Below are 19575 nucleotides of genomic sequence, written 5' to 3' on the forward strand. Positions count from 1 at the left end.
CAACACAGCAAAAACGCTTCCGCCCGGCGTTCCCTTCCTCACAGAAGTGATGCTGTCCGCTTCGAAGCGATCACCGAGGTACGAACCAAAGAAAAAGCCCGTGTAAACCACGGGACAAGCACTCACAAGGAACACTCCCTGTTTAGTTGCATAGGTTGGCTCGCTTTCCACTTCGGTCCCACGCATCGAAGCCGGGTACGTCGTTCAAGTCCGTTCCTTGGGAGATGTGCTCTTTTCTTTTTCGAAGATCGGCTTTGCAGCCGTGTTGAAGGCCTATGCTTCATTCAGCTGCTGCTGCAATTCTTCCAGATTGGTTGCGGGTTGACGGCAGGCGTAGTTGCGACACACATAAGCCGTGGCCCGTCCGTTTACCGCGCGCTGCTCCTCGGTAAAGGGCAACAGTCGGGACAGCTCCGCCGAATTGCCGTCCTCCTTGTAGGCGATCACTGCTTCCGGGAGAAAACGGGACTGCACATAATGGAGCATGCTTTCCACTGTTTCGTCTCCGTCCGGTCCGACGACCACGATCTCCTTGGGCTTCGCCAGCATAAAGTGGAGCGCCACCAAGTAAAAAGTGTGGGCCATCGGCGAACGATCCACAGAACCGGCGAAGGATTTCATCAGCCGCTCCGCCGCATCCCGCAACGCCAAGTCTCCTGTCAAGCGGGCCAGCCGGGCCAGATTCAACGCGGCCACGGCATTGCCGGAAGGAGTAGCCCCGTCGTAGATTTCTTTGGTACGAGTGAGCAGCTGTTCACCGTCCTTCCCGTAGAAGAAAAGGCCGCCGTCCGTTTCATCACCGAAGAGTTCCAGCATTTCTTTGCTGAGTGCCACGGCTTCCCGCAGATAAGCCGGTTGGAACGTGGCTTCATACAGCTCCAACAATCCCCAGGTCAAATAAGCATAGTCATCGAGATACCCTAAAAAAGCCGCTTCTCCGTCCCGGTATCGGGCCAACAAACGACCGTCTTCCCGGCGCAGCTTTTCCTGAATAAAATCTACCGCTTTCTCCGCAGCTTCCGCATACTTTTCCTCCTGTAGGACACGGGCTCCTTTTGCCAAGGCGGCGATCATCAGTCCGTTCCAAGACGTGAGAATTTTGTCATCCTTGTGAGGATGGACCCGCTGCTCCCGCGCCGTAAACAGTTTTTTCCGCAGGGACTCCAGCTTTTGTTCCAGCTCCTCTTCGCTCATGCCGTGAGCGGAAGCCAACGCTTCAAAGGAATAATGGATCCGGTTCGGGATGCTTTTCCCCTCAAAGTTCCCCTCCGGGGTGATGTCGTACACATCACAGTAAAGAGTACCGTCTTTTTCCCCTAGTACTTCTTTTACCTCTTCCGGAGTCCACACATAAAACTTGCCTTCCACCCCTTCGGAATCCGCATCTTCCGCCGAGTAAAAGCCCCCTTCAGAAGAAGTCATGTCCCGGAGTACATAGGTAAAAATTTCCCGCGCCACCTGCGCATAACGCTCATTCCGTGTCACCTGGTACGTTTCCAGATAGGCATACGCCAACAAGGCGTTATCATAGAGCATCTTTTCAAAGTGGGGGACCAGCCACTGCCGATCCACCGAGTACCGGGCGAATCCAAACCCGATGTGATCATAAATGCCGCCGCGGTGCATCGCATCCAACGTCTTTTCCACCATGTACAGGGCTTTCGCTTCTTCCTTTTCCCGCCAATACCGGAGGAGGAACAAGAAATCATGGGGGCGCGGAAACTTCGGTTCCTGGCCGAAGCCGCCGTACTCGTGATCGAAGCTGCCGGTAAACTGCTCCAACGCTTCCTCCATCACCTCCGGCACCAGCTCTCCCTCTTCCGCCGTTTTCAGTTGGTGCTGAAGGGCATTGGCCACTTTCTCTCCCGCCTCCAGGAGCTTCTCCCGTTCATTCTTCCAGAGGTGGGCCACCCGTTCCAGGATCTCCATCAGACCGGCACGGTTGTACATGTTTTCCTTCGGAAAGTATGTACCGGCAAAAAAAGGCTTCTTATCCGGGGTCATGATAATCGTCAGGGGCCATCCCCCCTGCCCCGTCAACGCCTGGCACGCCGTCATATAGATATTGTCCACATCGGGCCGCTCTTCGCGGTCCACCTTGATCGAGATGAATTCCCGGTTCAACAATTCCGCCACTTCATCGTCCTCAAAGGACTCCCGCTCCATCACATGGCACCAATGACAGGTGGAGTAACCGATGGAAAGAAAGATCGGCTTGTCTTCCTGCTTGGCTTTCTCAAACGCCGCTTCGCTCCAGGGATACCAGTCCACCGGATTATAGGCGTGTTGGAGCAAATAAGGCGATTTTTCCTTTATTAGACGGTTGGGTTCGCTCATTGGACCACCTCCTGTACTGTCAGTTCATCATATCACAGTACAGTTTAACCAAAAACCGGTCCGACTCATCTTCTCTTTTATAACTCATTCACTTGCTTGGATGTACAGGAAATCAGAGGCACTTTGAACCGCTTCCTGAGAGGGTTTGTTTGCAACGGAGATAATTTTATACCCGGAGTCCTGACCATAAATGGTTCGCTTTCAATTCCTCCATTCAATCTTATCGACTTTCATCGATCCAGTCGGTTGCTAAAAAACACGGAACATCGCCCCCCACTCCGAAAATTGGTGAACAAAATAAAAAGGCAGCCGACTGATCAGTCAGCTGCCTTTTTACTAGCTCTTCTTCTTCTACCTTCAGATTCGCTGCAGGCGTTTTTGTTGTCAATCAACCTCTCAGACATGAGATTGTATAGTAAACAATTAGTGCCGGGATACCGTTAAGATCGAAACTGTGTTCTAAGTAAAGGAACCGCGCTTGTTGTGGCGCGGTTCCTTTTGCGTTTCTCCATACGTGACAACACGGTAAATGTTACTCGTGTGACAATCGTAGGATGCTTCATGCTCGCCGGTTTCACGAGTGTTTATCACAACTTTGACGCCGCGACGCAGTGCGAACGGGGGCCGGCATTGGTAGCAACCCGCATGGTTAAGCGGTCATCGTGCTGATGTCGATCACGAACCGATACCGCACGTCGGAAGCCAGTACCCGCTCATAGGCCTCGTCGATCTTGTCGACCGAGATGACCTCGATCTCTGCGCCAATGTTGTGTTTGGCGTCCAGCATTTCCTGGGTCTCGCGGATGCCCCCGATCAACGAACCGGCGTACGACCGGCGTTGGCCGAGGAGGGAGAACACGTTGAGTGACAACGGCTCCGCAGGCGCACCGACGTTGACCAAGGTGCCGTCCAGAGCCAGCAGCGAGAGGTAGGCATCGACGTCGATCTTCGCGCTCACCGTGTTGATGATGAGATCTAAGGTACCAGCAAGCTTCTCAAATGTCTCCGGATCGCTCGTAGCATAGTAGTGATCCGCACCGAGCCGCAGACCGTCCTCTTTTTTCCGCAGCGTTTGTGACAGGACGGTGACCTCGGCACCCATGGCGCGCGCGATCTTGACGGCCATGTGACCGAGCCCGCCGAGGCCGACGACCGCTACCTTCTTGCCGGGGCCGGCCTCCCAGCGACGCAGCGGCGAGTACGTCGTGATGCCGGCGCACAGCAGCGGTGCGGCGACGTCGAGACTGATTCCCTCGGGGATTCTGAGGACGAAGTCCTCTTCCACGACGATGTGGGTGGAATAGCCGCCCTGGGTGCGCTGGCCGTATTTGTCGACATCGGCGTAGGTAAGGGTGTTTCCCTTGAGACAGTACTGCTCCTCGCCCTTGCGGCAGTTCTCGCATTCGCCGCAGGAGTCGACCATGCAGCCGACGCCGACCCGGTCGCCGACGGCGAACTTCGTGACCTCGGAGCCGACCTCGGCGACAATTCCGGCGATCTCATGGCCGGGAACGAGGGGATATTGTTCCTGACGCCATTCGCTGCGGGCATGGTGAATGTCGGAATGGCAGATGCCGCAGTACTTGATCTCGATGAGGACATCACGAGGGCCGAGGTCGCGGCGATCGATCGTGGTCGCTTTGAACGGCTCGCTCGGACCAAAGGTGGCCTGTGCGTTGGCAGTAATCATATGACAAAACCTCCTTGGTTATTTACATGGAGGAGTTTAAAACCTGGAGTTAACTCCAAGTCAATAGGAAACAGCTTGAGATTTTAAAACCATCTCATTACAACGCTTCATCGCAAACAGATGACACGGACCAAGATGTCCTGCTGGCACTTCCATACATCGTGGGGTCTTGCTCTCCACGACGACTCCGGTTGCAGATTTTCCATTGGGCAAACCTTATAGGGAAGTTGCGTCACTTGTTCGGAGGAAGAGAGCCGGTATTCGGGGGGCGATGCTCTTTATTGCTCAACAACGTTGTTCAACAAACGTTTCACAAAGAAAGTGAACAGCAACAAGGATAACGCGACCGACACGGCGCTGACCATGAACAATGCCTGGTAGCTCCCGTGCTGGGAGACCCAGCCCAGCATGATCGCACCCAGCCCGATGCCGAGGTCGGTGGCAGTCGTAAAAGAAGCATTGGCCACCCCTTTACGGTCCGTGGGGACAAGACGTATGGTCGCCGCTTGAAGAACTGGTTGCGCGGAACCGAAACCAATGCCGTACAGAACCGCCGAAGCGAGCACGCCGAACCATCCGGTCGAGAAGCTCAAGGCGATCAAAGCTAAAATCGTAATCACGAAAGCCGGTACAACGACAAACGTCTCGCCGTGCCGGTCGCAAGGGGACGAATCAGGACAAGCGTGGCGGCATAGACCAGAAAGAACGCCCCGGAATTGACCTGGATCGAGTGGGCGAACAGCGGGACAAAAGTGGTAATGCCGCCATAAGAGATAAACAGAAAAAAGACCGATGCCGTGAAGGGCAAGACCGATTTTTCGAGAAGTTCGATCCTCTTTGCACCCGATTGCGGCCGAAAAGGCATTTTTGCACCAAACGTCAAAAGCAGCGCCGCGGCGGAAAGGCCGACGGCGAATAGAAACAGGGCGTGGTACGACAGGTTCTGTGCAACCCAGATGCCGAGTATCGGACCGACCGCCATGGCCAGGGTCATGGACGTGCTGAACCATCCCATGCCTTCTCCGCGGCGGGCGGCCGGGATCATATCCGTAATTGCCGTGAGAATGGCGGTTGTGGAAACGGCCCAGCTCATCCCGTGAAATATTCTGAGCCCCATCAAAACAACAATTCCACCGATCCAGTCATACATACCCATCGCCAAGGTGAAGAAAAGCAGCCCCCAGACGATGAACGGACGCCTGCCGAACCGGTCCAGCAGCCCGCCGACGATCGGACGAAAAATAACGGCGGACAGCATAAACGCGCCCATCGCCAGACCGACCTGCGCTTTGTCACCGCCCATCTGTTTGATGAACAACGGTAGCGTTGGATACAGCATATAAAATGCGGTGAACAGAAAAAGCAAGCCTACGGTCATGAGAACAAACGACTTCGTCCATAGGCGTTCCACTCTTCATTCCTCCTCGGGTGAAAGATCCCTTGCTTTAATCCTCCCCCGGTTTTTTCAGTGTTTTTTCTGTTTTAACCACTGTCTGTTCATAACTTGCAATTTTATAATCCAGGCGTTCCAACGCAGTGACGTGCGTTATCGATTCGTTATCGACATGTCTACATTGTAATTAGCAGGCTTTAATAAATGGGATAAAAATAGTGGCTTGAAACAAAATTTTAAAAACTCGGAGGATTTCATATGCAAAAAGTAATTTTGAACAATGGTGTTGAGATGCCTATACTCGGCTTTGGTGTTTATCAGATTGAAGATGCAAATGAATGTGAACAATGCGTTTATGACGCCATTATGGCAGGCTATCGTCTCATTGATACCGCTGCCGCTTATCAAAATGAAGAAGCGGTTGGGAGGGCAATCAAACGGAGTGGCGTACCAAGAGAGGAAATGTTTATTACGACAAAACTCTGGATTCAGGATGCCGGTTATGAGAGCACAAAGAAAGCATTTGCAAAGTCACTGGAAAGATTGCAATTGGATTATTTGGATTTGTATTTAATTCATCAGCCATTTGGAGATGTATATGGCTCTTGGCGTGCTATGGAGGAATTGTATCGTGAGGGAAAGATCAGGGCTATCGGGGTTAGTAACTTCCAGATGGATCGTCTGGTAGATTTGATAGTTCATAATGAAGTAATTCCTGCCGTAAACCAGATTGAAACGCATCCTTTCTGCCAGCAAATAGAAAGTGCTAAATTTATGAAAGAGAACAATGTTCAAATAGAGTCCTGGGCACCTTTTGCTGAAGGAAGAAATAACATCTTCCAGAATGAAGTTTTAGTATCACTGGCTGAAAAGTATAATAAATCCGTTGCTCAGGTGATTTTACGTTGGTTGACACAAAGAGGAGTCGTTGCAATTCCAAAGTCTGTTCACAAAGAAAGAATCATTGAGAACTTCAATATCTTTGACTTTGAATTAAGCCAAGAGGATATGGAGAGGGTTACTACGTTAGATACGAAAAAGAGCTTGTTCTTTTCACATAACGATCCTGAAATCGTGAAATGGCTTGGTAACGTTAAATTTGATATTTAACGCTAAACCGAAGCCCATCGGAATGACATTTTAAGTGACAATAATAAAAAGAGAGGAAGGTAAAAAATGCAAAAGCGTAAATTAGGAAAAAGCGGCCTGGAAGTTTCCGAGATCGGGCTCGGTTGCATGGGAATGAGCTACGGTTATGGTCCGGCTTCGGACAAGCAGGAGATGATCTCCTTGATCCGAGAGGCCGTCGACCGTGGCGTCACTTTCTTTGACACCGCCGAAATATACGGACCCTACACGAACGAAGAGCTCGTGGGAGAAGCTCTCCATCCCTACCGGGATCAAGTGGTGATCGCCACCAAGTTCGGCTTCAATATCCAAGACGGAAAACAGGCCGGGATGAATAGTCGGCCCGAGCATATCAAGAAAGTCGTCGAAGGCTCGCTCAAACGACTGAAAGTCGAAGCCATCGACCTGTATTATCAGCACCGGGTTGATCCGGATGTGCCCATCGAGGAAGTGGCGGGAGCGGTGAAAGATCTGATCCAGGAAGGAAAGGTGAAGCATTGGGGGCTGTCCGAGGCGGGAGTGAAGACGATCCGTCGCGCACACGCCGTTCATCCCCTCGCCGCGGTCCAGAGCGAATACTCCCTATGGTGGAGACGTCCCGAAGAGGAGTTGTTACCGACTCTGGAGGAGCTCGGTATCGGCTTTGTCCCGTTCAGCCCTTTGGGCAAGGGATACCTGACGGGAAGGTTTGACGCAAATGCGACATTTGAAAGCAGCGATTTGCGCAGTATTCTTCCTCGCTTTACCCCGGAGGCTCTTGAAGCCAATCGGGTTTTGATTGACTTGCTCAAAAAAGTGGCGGAACAGAAAAACGCCACTCTCGCCCAAATTGCCCTCGCTTGGCTGCTTGCGCAAAAACCGTGGATCGTTCCGATCCCGGGTACGCGGAAATTGAGTCGTCTGGAAGAAAACTTGGGAGCGGCCAACGTTAAACTGACACCTGAAGAGGTACGTGACATCAATTCCGCAACCTCGAAGATTACTTTGATGGGCGCGCGATATCCGGAGGAGCTGGAAAAAAGGACCGGACTCTGAACGGACGTTCCAGTCCAGACAGTGATGTCATTGTAGAAAAAACAAATCCTAAATTGGTTTGTTCAGACGCAAAAGCCCTCCAACTACCTTTCATTTATGGTCGGAGGGCTTCTGTTAATTATATCCATTTATATCGAGGGTTGACTTGAAGTTTAGCACAAATTGATTCCATAATGCTTCATGTTCACCAGCCCAGACGTGGTCGTCCGCCAAAATGTTCCGATACTCACATTGTCAAATGCAAAGGTAATTAGGGCAGTGAGCCAATTTATTCAAACGAGTGTACTTTTTCATGAAACCAACTCCTCATGTAAATTTAATTTAATAGATTTTCAGTCAATAAATTAACTTGTATCCCTAAACAAAAAAACACCTTAGATGAAGTGCCTGAAGACAAGTAAGTAGGAAGAATTCACTATCCCCAATCCTGTAACTACACCGAAAGATTCTTTCCATATCCATATACCAATTAATCCCTGCTCCCGACCATAGCAGGAAGACCGGCGTCTCTTCCTTTCTCGCCTTCTCGAACGACGCTTCGCTCCAAGGATACCAGTCCACCGGATTATAGGCTCCGACGCCTTCTTAGCTTCACGACTGTCGTAACTGAGTGCAAGCGTAAAGTAATATTTGTAAACCTTTTTCGCGAAAAGTTTTGTTTTCTTGGGAGAGAGACTCTTGCTTGTCTACCCAATAAATGGTGTCCACCCCAGAAATTACTTGATAGAGAATAAGTAAATGGCGGTCTACCGTTCGTCCTGCCTCTGCTTCATAGCCTAACAAGTACGATTCTTGTAGCACCTTATCGGTTAGGTTAAGATCACTCCATGTAAGTTTGGCCAGGTCGGATACAGGATCGCCAAGGGAAGCGTTTTCGAAATCAAATAGGCCGAATACCTGGTTCGCCATCTTGTGAGACCATGATATTACGAAAACCGTAGTCGTTGTGTAGAATCGTTAACTTCTCGGGCTCTTTGAGCTCACCCAAAGCCTGCTCAGTCTGATTCAAGCATGCTTGGAAACCACGATTCAGATCTTTCGGTTGCAGTTTCAAACGGTTCACCCATTTATAGTACTGTTCACTGTAATATGTTTTCCAAGAAAACTGAGCTAAAGTTTGGACCTTGGATGCCACCTTCCAAAAAACAGAATCCGAAACCTCCTTTTCTGACAAGAACGATTGGATACGTGCCAGTAGGCGACCCACTTTGTTCATCATCTTAACCTGACGGATATAATCCAATTGGAAAAACAGGTCCTTTAGCGTTACCCCATCCCACCATTCCTTTGTACAACATGTTTCCAAAATTTTAGGTACGGGTGCGCCTCTGACGGCGAGACGGGAAATACTATCCGTCTCGCGCACAAATGGTTTCTCGTGGGTATGGACTTTCAATAATACCGGTTCTCCATCGCGCACAGCACGATACACCGCAGTACCTTTGCGCTTAACAATTGGCACAACCAAATCCAATCCAAATGACGTCTTAAATGATTGGGTATTAAACATCTGGGTGTCTAGTCCCCCTCCCGCTCATACTCCCCCTCCCAGATACTTACCCTTTCCATTCCACATACGCAACCTGCGGAACCTTCCTAGGATGCTTTAGCCGTGTGGAACAAGTCACAGAAAAACAACCCCTGACAGCCCAACGACCCGGTCTGTACAGGGGCAATCTTTTTTTCACACACAGCCGCGAAATCCTCTTTGAAGCTCCCCCGAAACAACGGGACAACTCAAAAACAATTGAAACACTGAAATCCGCAACCGCCGCACCCGAATCCGCAACCGAAGCACCGGAATCCGCAACCGAAGCACCGGAATCCGCAACCGCCGCACCCGAATCCGCAACCGAAGCACCGAAATCCGCAACCGCCGCACCGAAATCCGCAACCGCCGCACCGAAATCCGCAACCGAAGCACCGCTGGGCAACCGAGGGATCCTGATGGTCCCAGGGTGTCGGCTCCCCAGCCTGAAATTCGTCAAGGCTCAGTTTCTGAAGATCCTGTTTGAAATTATCCATTTCTGACCCTCCTAATGGATAAGCTTTGTTTGAATCGGAAACAACACACGCCGATTATCAGACCCTCCCCCCTTCGGAAAAATATAGTAATCTTTATGAACCAGAGCCGTCGTTATTGCGGGTCCACATTTTTTTATTGGAATCCGGGTCAAAAAAATCCCCCCGAAAGTGGTCTTGACCCCGTCATATAGACAAAAATGTTTGTATGTTCTGGTAAGTAACTTTTTATTCCTCCCGACCAGGAAGGGATCCGGAACCTTTGATAGTTGTAAAAGGATATGTGCCTATTTACTTCTTGACAATAGTAAGTTATTAAGTTATTGTACTTTACATAAGTTAGTTAGTTACTATTTGACTTTGGTTTGGCCCAACAGCAGTGTGAAAAACCTGTATTGAAAGGTGGTGAGATGAAGCGAAAATCTCGAGGGATAAGTAGAACATGAAGATTCCTAGGAACGAAGTGCGTCGCTCATGCCGGAGAGGCTCACGCTGGTTCCGGTTTATTCAACAAAGAAAAATTTTAGGACCCGGTATGAAGAGGTTCCAAATCGGGTTTGTAACCGTATCGGAATAAAGCTTTCAAAAGAACACAGCTTATAACTTATATGAAGAGGATGCATTTCCAACGATCTCCCGCAAATGGTCATGAAGTACAGGCCATTGGGATACAGCGCTGTAACCCGGATGGATGGAACGAATATAGGTGAAGGATCTCCGGTCTAATCGGGCCGCAGATGGTGTAGATGCGGGATGTGATTGGAATCCGACACACCGTTCCCACCGGTTATTCTTTGGCAAGCCTTGACGATCAGGGGAAGCGTTGTCTGGAAGGGACGGACAAAATGATCAGGTCCGCTTATCCCGACTGAACGCAGCAACCGAGACTGAAACGAACTTAGGAAAATGATCGTGATTAAAGTCCCCACTGAAGCGGATGATCCTCTTTACCCAAATAATAATGATCTTCCATCGGAAAGGAACGATGAATAAATGGCCAAAGTACTGTATATCACCGCAAACCCCAAAACCGAAGACCAATCCTACAGCCTCTCCATCGGCAAAGCCTTTATAGACGCTTATCGCCAAGCAAACCCGCAGGATGAAATCATTGAGCTGAATCTTTATCAAACGGATATCCCGTATATCGATACGGATGTTTTCAGCGGGTGGGGAAAACTTCAACAGGGAACTGCGTTTGATCAACTCTCCGCGGATGAAAAAAAGAAAGTAAGTGCCATTGAGCGACTCACCGAGCAGTTCATTGACGCAGATAAGTATGTATTTGTGACCCCTATGTGGAACTTCAGTATCCCTCCGAAAATGAAAGCATACATCGATACCATTTGTATTGCGGGTAAAACCTTTAAATATACGGAGGAAGGACCCGTCGGGTTGATGACCGGTAAAAAAGCGGTTCACATCCAAGCCCGCGGCGGAATTTACTCGGAAGGACCCGCAAAAGAAATGGAATTTGGCGATCGTTACATCCGAACCGTTCTGAACTTTATCGGAATCACGGATGTCGAATCCATCATCGCAGAAGGTATGAACCAAATGCCCGATCAAGCGGAAAACATTAAAGCAAAAGCAATGGAGCGTGCTAGAGAAGCAGCCAAGAGATTTGCCCGGGAGGAAACAACTGCAAACGCTTAAACCTATAATTAGCCGGGTCAGGGTAATCCCCGCCCGGCTTTTATTTTTTCTGTTGGCCTTTCCGGCAATGATCCGTTCTCCTCAGGCTCCGTTTATCGGGAGAGAAAAACTGGTGTCAAAGCTCTGCTTCCGTTCTTTTCTCCGTCTTTGCCTCTCCGGAGCCGTGCGGTGAAGATATTTTTCCTCGTCGGTTTCTGGGATCACTCGCGGGACAGGTGCCGGTTTGCCGTTTTTGTCGAGAGCGACCATCGTCAGGAAAGAGGTGGCGGTCAACTGTTTCTCCCCGCTGTAGAGGTTTTCGGAGATTACTTTGACGTAGACTTCCATCGAAGAGCGTCCCGTCCAGGTGACAAAGCCCTCTACGGTGACGGCATCCCCCCGTTTGATCGGGGAGAGAAAGTCGACGGGGTCCATGGAGGCGGTCACCACCGTCCGCTGCGCGTGTCGAGTGGCGGCGATGGCGGCTACTTCATCGATATAGGATGTCACCTTGCCCCCGAACATGGTGCCGATGTGGTTGATGTCCGGCGGGAGGACAAGAGAGGTTTTGATAGTGCGGGATTGTTTGCTGTAACGGGCTTCCATTACTGGTTCACCTCCAAAGTTCGTTGTAAAAGGAAAAAATAGGATTATACGGTAAGGGGAACACGCCGGCATTCGGTGAGAAAACGGCGCGGTTCCACCGAATCCCCGACAATGACCATCGCGGTCATCCCTTTCCGGGTACCAGAGCTGCGTTGCTCACCCCGTTCCCAGAAAACGGCTTCCCCCGCCCGAACCGGGATCTGTTCCTGTCCGGACCCGCTTACCCAGCCTTCGCCCTCGACAATCAGGAACAGCTCGGGAGCTGTCCCGCGGTGTTCTCCGATTCGTCCCTCCGGATCCAGGTGGATGCAGCTCACCTGTGCGGGGCCCGCGGTGAGAAGGATCCGGGACAACGTGACCCCGGTGTTTCCAAACTGCTCTACGGGGGTGCCGACTTCTCGGTCAAAACGATAGATGTTCATGGTCCATCATCCTTTATGAAACATGTCGGCCCATTCGGGGGCCGACGGGTGGAAAGGTCACCCTTCTGAAGGGGAAGTTTACCATATCAACGATGATCCGTCCCCGATTTGCGACAAACCGGCATATATGGAGATAGACTCGGAAAATAGGAGCCGAATATGAGATGTCGATGAGGATGAACGAGAAGGCGGTTTTCATAAAAAAAGTTTCCACTTATAATAGGAATGAGGATCGAAGAACGGGAATGAAAGGAAGGTGTAAGCCCGTGCACTCCTCAGTCATGTCCATCGTCCAGGAGCTCCTTCATGACTGGGTACCTCCGGAAGCTTCCGTTGCCATCGCGGAAAACGCCCAGTACGTCGAATACGAGCCCGGGCAATACGGACTTCCCATCCGACCCGGCCAGCCGGTGCCGTCGGGGAGTATCAGCAATCGGGTCTTCCATTGCAAAAAACGGGTCGAGTGCCTGGTGGACGATTCCGTTTTCGGCATTCCCTATTATGGAATGGGGTATCCCATGGAAGGGCCGGACGGATCCTTCAGCTCCCTGACGGTCATCTTGCCGCCGAGCAGGCGGAACACCCAGCCGCCCTTGCGCTATGTGACCGGACAGCTGGATGACATCTGGAAACCCGTTCCCGTGGGAGAAATCCCCTGTTTCGAAAGCGGGCAAAAAAAGACCTGGTTCCAGCACGGGAAACACCGTTACATCACGGTCCACAGTTTGCAGGCCCTTGAAGAGCGGCTGCCCGATTCCTTCCTTCGCATCCACCGCTCCTACATCGTCAATATCGATTGGATCAGCAAGCTGCACCGAGACATCGCCTCCAACCTCCTTGTCGAACTGGCGACTCCGGATCGTCCCACACTCCCCGTAGGCCAGCGCTATCTCCGCCTGGTAAGACAAACTCTGGGGTTCTGAACAGGCGAGATACTTGTAACGTTGTGTATTGAATTTGAATTCTGTAGATCCGTACGGGAAACCGAAACAAAAAGGCGTTATCCCCAAATAAAGCAGGGGATAACGCCTTTTCTTGTGCAGTTAGATTCATCTGTCATTCATCTTAGCTGACTTGCTTCACCGCTTCGTCAAACTCGGCTTCCATCTTCGGATCGGGCTTCTTGGACAACAGACTGATCACAAAAATCGCGATCGTGCAGGCGATGAATCCGGGGATCATCTCATAGATCTCATCAAAGGCCTTGATTTGCTCCCAGATGATCACTGTCACCGCACCGGTAATCATTCCGCCCAGGGCTCCCCATTTATTCATCCGCTTCCAGTACAAGCTGATTAATACCACAGGTCCAAATGCGGAACCAAATCCGGCCCATGCGTAACCGACCAAGTTTAGAATCGTTTCATTCGGATTTAAAGCCAAGTAGAGTGCGATCAGAGAGACTCCCAGCAAGGACAGGCGTCCAACCAAAACTAGCTCTTTATCCGTAGCCGAACGACGGAAAAAGGCCTTATAAAAATCCTCCGTCAAGGCATGGCCGTTACCAGCAACTGAGACGAAATCGTGCTCATGATCGCAGCCAGGATCGCAGCCAGAAGGAAGCCTGTGATCAACGGATGAAACAGCACTTTGGACAGCACGATAAAGACGGTTTCCGGGTTGTCCAACTTGGTGCCCGCTTGGCTGAAATAGGCGATTCCGATCAGACCGGTAAACATGGCTCCTACGAGGGAGAAGATCATCCACCCCATCCCGATGCGACGAGCCTGTTTCATCTCTTTGATCGAGTTGATAGCCATAAAACGCACAATAATATGGGGTTGACCAAAATATCCCAACCCCCACGCCAGCAGAGAGAAGATGCCGATTACGCTCGTTCCTTTAAAGGCGTCCAGCAGTGTCGGATCTATCGAGCGAATTTCACTGAAGGCGGCCCCGATCCCTCCGACCTCCATCACAGTCACGATGGGAACCAGAATCAACGCGATAAACATAATCGTTCCTTGGACAAAATCCGTCCAGCTGACGGCTAAAAACCCGCCAAACAGGGTGTACAAGATTACGACTCCGGCTGTAATCCATACTCCCCACAAATAATCCATGTCAAAGGAACTTTTAAACAGTTCACCGCCGGAAACCATACCGGATGACGTATAAAAGGTGAAGAAGACAAAGATCACCAGCGCGGAAACAATCCGCAAAACCCTGGATTCATCCTTAAAGCGGTTTTCAAAATAGTCCGGGATGGTAATTGAATTGTTGGCCACTTCCGTATACGTTCGCAGCCGTGGAGCCACGTACAGCCAGTTCAAGTAGGCGCCCAGAGTCAGCCCGACCACAATCCATCCGCTGCTTAATCCGGTGGCATACATCGCACCCGGAAGCCCCATCAGCAGCCATCCGCTCATGTCCGATGCCCCGGCGCTCAACGCCGTGACTGCCGGCCCGAGATTTCGTCCGCCGAGCATATAGTCGGACAGATCGGATGTCCGGTTATATGCAAAATAACCAATAACCAGCATGCCAACTAAATAAATGCCGATCGATATAATGACTCCATACTCCATCTAACTCCCCCCCTCATTGAGTGACTCCCCTTAAGAATTATTGTACCATCAACAAAACCTCTGTTCTTGCTTTTGGAGAAAATGGGCGGACCGCCAAGGGGCCGTCATTCCCCTTCCCCAGCGGCGTGGGGAAAGCTTCCCGCTTACTCCCGACAAAATTATAATACCCTTACATCCGGAATCAACAAGAAAAATCCGTCAATAAATGATTGATTTAAAAAATCCGTCAGTTTACTTTAAATGGGAGCAACCTCTTTTAAGGAAGAGATTGCTCCCGTTGTTTCTTCACAACATTTGACTGATGGTTTTGGCTTGCATATGGAGAATCAGATAATCCGGTCCGCCTGCTTTGGAATCCGTTCCGGACATTTTGAAACCACCGAACGGGTGATAACCCACAATCGCTCCCGTGCAATTCCGGTTAAAGTACAGGTTGCCTACATGGAAGTCCCGCTTGGCCCGCTCCATGTGCTCAGCGTTTCTTGTGATGACGGCACCGGTCAACCCGTACTCGGTATTGTTGGCGATTTCCAGCGCTTCGTCAAAATCTTTGGCCTTGCAAAACGCTACCACCGGACCAAAGATTTCTTCTTGCATGATCCGGGCATCGGGAGCTACATCGGCGAAAATCGTCGGTTGGATGAAATAACCTTTGGAGTCGTCTCCCTCGCCACCGATCACCAACCGGCCTTCCTCTTTTCCAATCTCGATATAACCCATGATTTTGTCAAAGGCTTTTTGGTTGATTACCGGACCCATCCAGTTTTCTTGGAAGCGCGGGTCACCCACCGTGATGTCTTTTACCAATTGAACGGTTTTTTCCAACACGGCGTCGTATACATCTTGGTGAATCACCGCGCGGGACCCGGCAGAGCATTTCTGTCCGGAGAAACCGAAGGCCGAGGTCAGGATGGATTCCGCCGCCAAATCCAGATCCGCATCCTTGTCCACTACCACGGTATCTTTTCCGCCCATCTCGGCGATCACGCGTTTCAAGTGGAATTGTCCCTCATGGACAATCGCAGCCCGCTGATAGATCCGTGTTCCCACGGCACGGGATCCCGTAAAGCTGATGAGAGCGGTTTTCGGGTGGTCCACCAGATATTCGCCGATTTCCACCGGGTCTCCAGGGACAAAGTTCAGCACTCCTTTGGGCAGCCCCGCTTCTTCCATCAGATTCACAAATTTCGCCGCGATCACTGGTGTCGGTTCTGCCGGTTTCAGCAAAACGGTATTGCCCGTAACCAACGGTGCCACGGTGGTTCCCACCATAATCGCACAAGCAAAGTTCCACGGCGGAATCACTACGCTTACACCGATCGGCTGGTAGATATATTTGTTGATCTCCCCTTCCCGGCTGTTCACCGGTTTGCCGTCTTTCAGGGCGATCATTTGACGGGCATAGTATTCCATAAAATCGATCGCTTCCGCGGTATCCGCATCCGCTTCTTTCCACGGTTTCCCCGCTTCTTTTACCAACAGAGCGGAAAACTCGTGTTTCCGGCGGCGCATCTTCGCAGCGGCACGGAACAAAATTTCAGCCCGTGCAACCGGGTCCCATTTTCTCCAGCTTTCAAAAGCTTTGGAAGCGGCTTCAATCGCCTTGTCAGCCAGCTCCTGATTGGCCTTGGAAACGGTGCCAATGATTTCATTGGTATTGGCCGGGTTGACGGATACCAGTTTTTCATCGGTGGAGATCCGTTCTCCGTCGATCACCAGGCTGTAATCTTGGCCCAAAGATGCTTCGACTTTGTTTAACGCCTCTTCAAATGCGCGGCGATTCTCTTCCACTTGAAAGTTGGTAAAGGGTTCATGTTGATACGGTGTGGTCATGGATCAAGCTCCTTTCGCTGATTTTTCTGCTCCCCTCTTAAATCAAAGCAATTTACATGCCAAATATCCGCCCCATAATCCGTTCTCTTTTTTACACAAGTGTCAACCAAGTGTCTAAAGGTTTACACAATTGTCAATCAAATGCGCATCATTTTGAGAATAACCCTTTTATCGCAAAAGCCACATTTTGCGGCCTTTCTGCCAAACGGCGCATAAAATAACCAAACCAATCGTTTCCAAAGGGAATGTACACGCGCATCGTATATCCCTCTTCCGCCAATTGGACCTGCATTTCTTTTCGGATACCGTACAGCATCTGAAACTCAAATTGATCGCGGGATATCCCGTGCTCTTCGACAAACTCCTTCACTTTGGCAATGATGTTGTGATCATGGGTGGCAATCGCCGTATAACTTCCGCTCAGCAAATGTTCCCGGATGATCCGCATATAGTTTTCATCCACTTGTTTCTTGTCTTGATAAGCCACTTCCGGGGATTCTTTGTAAGCTCCCTTTACCAAGCGAAGGGGAACCCCTTTCAAATCTTTCACATCTTGCAGCGATCGATGCAGATAAGCCTGGATTACCGTTCCGACGTTCTCGTACTCTTTGCGCAACTCCCGCAGCATGTCCAAAGTCATCTGACAATGAGCGTAATCTTCCATATCGATCCGCACGAAATTTTGGTGCTTCTTCGCTGTATCCAATATGCGACGCATATTGTGCAAACAAAAATCTACATCAATGTCCAGGCCGAGTTGGGTTAATTTCAATGACAGATTACACTGAGCCCCTGATTCAGCGATTGAATCCAACGTACGGATACAGTATTCCGTCGCCTCGGAAGCTTCTTCCCGGCTGGAAACAAACTCACCCAAGTGGTCAACGGTGCACACCAGGCCCTTTTCATTGAGTGATTTGGCCGCTTTCATCGCGCTTTCAATGGTTTCCCCGGCAACTACTTGGGAAGCACCGAAGCGTAACCCCCATTTCTTCGCCGCTGTATTCAGCGCCCTGCTTTGCGAAGCATATAGAAAGATATTTTTAGAAATGGTTTCAATCATCCTCTTCCCCTCCAACGACACTCTTTTATCCGATTTCTCAGCAAAAGTCATGCCAAAGGAATGGTGAACCTGATGGGACAGGGAGAGAGTAAGGTGTAAAAAATTTTAAACATAAGTGTCCATTGATCTACAAAAGTGTATAATATCTATACAAGACGTATAGGACAAGCTCGGTGTAAAGGGTGGTTGATGATGTTAAAGCAACAGATTCCGCTTCATACCCTTTCGTTGCCTTGGAATGCGTCGTTAGACAGCGACAAAATGAAAACCCTTCCAAAGGATCAGCTGCTGTCCGACCTCGATCCATTGGAGGTAGGAAAAGACATCGCTCTCCAAGATACCGATGGAACGTACGTGGGATGGATCCCTTTTTCCAATATCGTACAAACGGTGTTTAAACAGTGGAAAATCTGTCTGGCCTATTATGAAACGCTGCTTCAGGCGGTCGATGATGCGATTACTGCTGTGGACGGAGAAGGAAATATCGTTTCCTGGAACCCGAAATCGGAGGAAATTTTCCAATGTTCCCATGACGAGATCGTGGGTAAACCCATTACCGACTTCTTTGAAGAGGACTCCATCGAAGTCATGTCCACCCTCAAAGACGGTAAAGGGGTGATACGAAAGTACCATCAACCTTACCCGGATGTGTACGTGTTAATCAATTCGTTGCCTGTAGTGATGGATCAATCCATTATCGGCGGGATCTCTGTCGAACGGGATATTACCGACGTCGTCAAGCTGAATGAGGAGCTTTCCGCAACTACCGCTTATATACAGGATTTAGAGAGGAAAATGGATAAGAAGCAATCGGATCCCTTCCACCCAATCAAAGGCAGAAGTCCCGCCCTTCGCGAGGCAGTAGGCATGGCCAAAAAAGTGGCAGCCGCCGATGTCCCCGTTTTGATCACCGGGGAAAGCGGCGTCGGAAAAGAATTATTCGCCAGCGCCATTCATAAGGCAAGCCCGCGTGCAGAGGGGCCGTTTATCGCTATTAACTGCGGTGCGATCCCGGCTTCGTTGTTTGAAAGCGAGTTGTTCGGTTATGAAAAAGGGGCCTTCACCGGCGCAAACAAGGAGGGTAAAAAAGGAAAGATCGATATTGCAAAAGGAGGAACCTTATTTTTAGATGAGATCGGTGAAATGCCGCTGGATCTGCAAGTAAAGTTATTGCGTGTGCTTCAGGAAAAACAATTTTACCGGATCGGAGGAAACAAACCGAACCCCGTCGATGTGCGCATCATTGCTGCAACCAATCGAGACCTGGAAAAAATGATCGAAGAAGGGTTGTTCCGACAAGATTTATATTACCGGTTAAATGTCGTTTCAATCCCCATCCCCTCTTTGCGCGAAAGAATGGAAGACATCCCGGAACTGATCCAGCTCTGTTTAAAAGAGTTTTCCGTCAAATATTCCAAACCGATTCCCGATATCGATCCGGAAGTGATGTATCTGTTGCTGCACCATGATTGGCCGGGAAATATCCGACAACTGCGCAATACCATCGAACGGATCATGATTTTGGTCGATGAAGAGGTGATTCAACCCCATCATCTTCCCAACCATCTGATAAAAAAGAAAGAAAACAAATCCGTTCGTGCTTCCGCCCTAGAACAACTGCCGGCCGACAGTGAAGAGATGCAGATCCGAAGCGCCCTGATGAAAACATACGGCAATAAATCTGCAGCAGCCAAACTGTTGGGAGTTTCCCGAGCTACTTTATATAACAAAATCAAGAAGTATGGTTTGTCCACTAGGGTGTAACAGGATTGTCTCCGCTAAAGTAAGCGGCGCCGGTGGAATACCGGCGCTAATAGGTTGTAACCGATACCTCCCACCATAGCACACTAAATCAGATTACCTTGTACGTATCCGCCGTTGAC

At 50.1% G+C, this 19575-nt stretch carries 15 protein-coding genes and 2 pseudogenes; 5 read left to right on the forward strand and 12 right to left on the reverse strand.

Translation table 11 applies throughout. The features are described from left to right. Window positions 1-273: 273 nt before the first annotated feature. The 3 genes and pseudogenes from IEW70_RS02280 to IEW70_RS02290 form a co-directional block, all read right to left on the reverse strand. Window positions 274-2337, reverse strand: a complete 2064-nt coding sequence (locus tag IEW70_RS02280) for a thioredoxin domain-containing protein (protein WP_188646326.1) — start codon at window positions 2335-2337, stop codon at window positions 274-276. A 649-nt stretch (window positions 2338-2986) separates the two neighbouring features. Further along, window positions 2987-4027 carry an NAD(P)-dependent alcohol dehydrogenase gene (locus IEW70_RS02285; RefSeq protein WP_188646327.1) on the reverse strand — a complete coding sequence of 347 codons (1041 nt, stop codon included), beginning with the start codon at window positions 4025-4027 and terminating at the stop codon, window positions 2987-2989. 278 nt (window positions 4028-4305) lie between these two features. Then, window positions 4306-5438, reverse strand: a pseudogene (locus IEW70_RS02290) (MFS transporter). 240 nt (window positions 5439-5678) lie between these two features. On the opposite strand from IEW70_RS02290, the gene IEW70_RS02295 reads away from it, so the two are divergent. Both IEW70_RS02295 and IEW70_RS02300 read left to right on the forward strand, forming a co-directional pair. After that, entirely contained in the window at window positions 5679-6530 is an 852-nt protein-coding gene (locus IEW70_RS02295; RefSeq protein ID WP_188646328.1) for an aldo/keto reductase, read from the forward strand. Between the two features lie 66 nt (window positions 6531-6596). Next, window positions 6597-7583, forward strand: a complete 987-nt coding sequence (locus IEW70_RS02300; protein ID WP_188646329.1) for an aldo/keto reductase — start codon at window positions 6597-6599, stop codon at window positions 7581-7583. A gap of 357 nt (window positions 7584-7940) precedes the next feature. Here IEW70_RS02300 and IEW70_RS18345 read toward each other — a convergent pair whose 3' ends face one another. From IEW70_RS18345 to IEW70_RS02315, 4 genes are all read right to left on the reverse strand, one after another. Next, entirely contained in the window at window positions 7941-8144 is a 204-nt protein-coding gene (locus tag IEW70_RS18345; protein ID WP_373285898.1) for a hypothetical protein, read from the reverse strand. 30 nt (window positions 8145-8174) lie between these two features. After that, window positions 8175-8492 (reverse strand): phosphotransferase, encoded by a 318-nt coding sequence (locus tag IEW70_RS18350; RefSeq protein WP_373285899.1) that lies wholly within the window; start codon window positions 8490-8492, stop codon window positions 8175-8177. Then, window positions 8464-9093 carry a phosphotransferase gene (locus tag IEW70_RS02310; protein ID WP_188646330.1) on the reverse strand — a complete coding sequence of 210 codons (630 nt, stop codon included), beginning with the start codon at window positions 9091-9093 and terminating at the stop codon, window positions 8464-8466. The genes IEW70_RS18350 and IEW70_RS02310 overlap by 29 nt, the downstream gene beginning before the upstream one ends. A 227-nt stretch (window positions 9094-9320) precedes the next feature. Next, the gene (locus IEW70_RS02315) at window positions 9321-9608 is read right to left on the reverse strand and encodes a heterocycloanthracin/sonorensin family bacteriocin (protein ID WP_188646331.1); all 288 of its coding nucleotides are present in this window, start codon (window positions 9606-9608) and stop codon (window positions 9321-9323) included. 990 nt (window positions 9609-10598) lie between these two features. Here IEW70_RS02315 and IEW70_RS02320 point away from each other — a divergent pair. Next, the gene (locus IEW70_RS02320) at window positions 10599-11261 is read left to right on the forward strand and encodes an FMN-dependent NADH-azoreductase (RefSeq protein WP_188646332.1); all 663 of its coding nucleotides are present in this window, start codon (window positions 10599-10601) and stop codon (window positions 11259-11261) included. 81 nt (window positions 11262-11342) lie between these two features. Here IEW70_RS02320 and IEW70_RS02325 read toward each other — a convergent pair whose 3' ends face one another. Continuing rightward, window positions 11343-11846, reverse strand: coding sequence for an acyl-CoA thioesterase (locus tag IEW70_RS02325; RefSeq protein ID WP_188646333.1), 504 nt, complete (start codon window positions 11844-11846; stop codon window positions 11343-11345). 44 nt (window positions 11847-11890) lie between these two features. Then, window positions 11891-12268 carry a cupin domain-containing protein gene (locus IEW70_RS02330; RefSeq protein WP_188646334.1) on the reverse strand — a complete coding sequence of 126 codons (378 nt, stop codon included), beginning with the start codon at window positions 12266-12268 and terminating at the stop codon, window positions 11891-11893. A 266-nt stretch (window positions 12269-12534) separates the two neighbouring features. Here IEW70_RS02330 and IEW70_RS02335 point away from each other — a divergent pair, with 266 nt between their 5' ends. Next, the gene (locus IEW70_RS02335) at window positions 12535-13191 is read left to right on the forward strand and encodes a LytR/AlgR family response regulator transcription factor (RefSeq protein WP_188646335.1); all 657 of its coding nucleotides are present in this window, start codon (window positions 12535-12537) and stop codon (window positions 13189-13191) included. 142 nt (window positions 13192-13333) lie between these two features. On the opposite strand, the pseudogene putP reads toward IEW70_RS02335, so the two are convergent. The 3 genes and pseudogenes from putP to IEW70_RS02350 form a co-directional block, all read right to left on the reverse strand. Then, a pseudogene (putP, locus tag IEW70_RS02340) lies at window positions 13334-14796 on the reverse strand (sodium/proline symporter PutP). Window positions 14797-15081: 285 nt separating this feature from the next. After that, entirely contained in the window at window positions 15082-16629 is a 1548-nt protein-coding gene (pruA, locus tag IEW70_RS02345; RefSeq protein ID WP_188646336.1) for an L-glutamate gamma-semialdehyde dehydrogenase, read from the reverse strand. A gap of 148 nt (window positions 16630-16777) precedes the next feature. Then, a complete protein-coding gene (locus IEW70_RS02350; RefSeq protein ID WP_188646337.1) occupies window positions 16778-17692 on the reverse strand; it encodes a proline dehydrogenase family protein in 915 nt (304 codons plus the stop codon). 192 nt (window positions 17693-17884) lie between these two features. Between IEW70_RS02350 and IEW70_RS02355 the strand changes: the two genes are divergently transcribed. Beyond that, window positions 17885-19456, forward strand: a complete 1572-nt coding sequence (locus IEW70_RS02355) for a sigma-54 interaction domain-containing protein (RefSeq protein WP_229751764.1) — start codon at window positions 17885-17887, stop codon at window positions 19454-19456. The last annotated feature ends 119 nt before the right edge of the window (window positions 19457-19575 follow it).

The organism is Marinithermofilum abyssi, from assembly GCF_014641195.1.
Classification (GTDB): domain Bacteria; phylum Bacillota; class Bacilli; order Thermoactinomycetales; family DSM-45169; genus Marinithermofilum; species Marinithermofilum abyssi.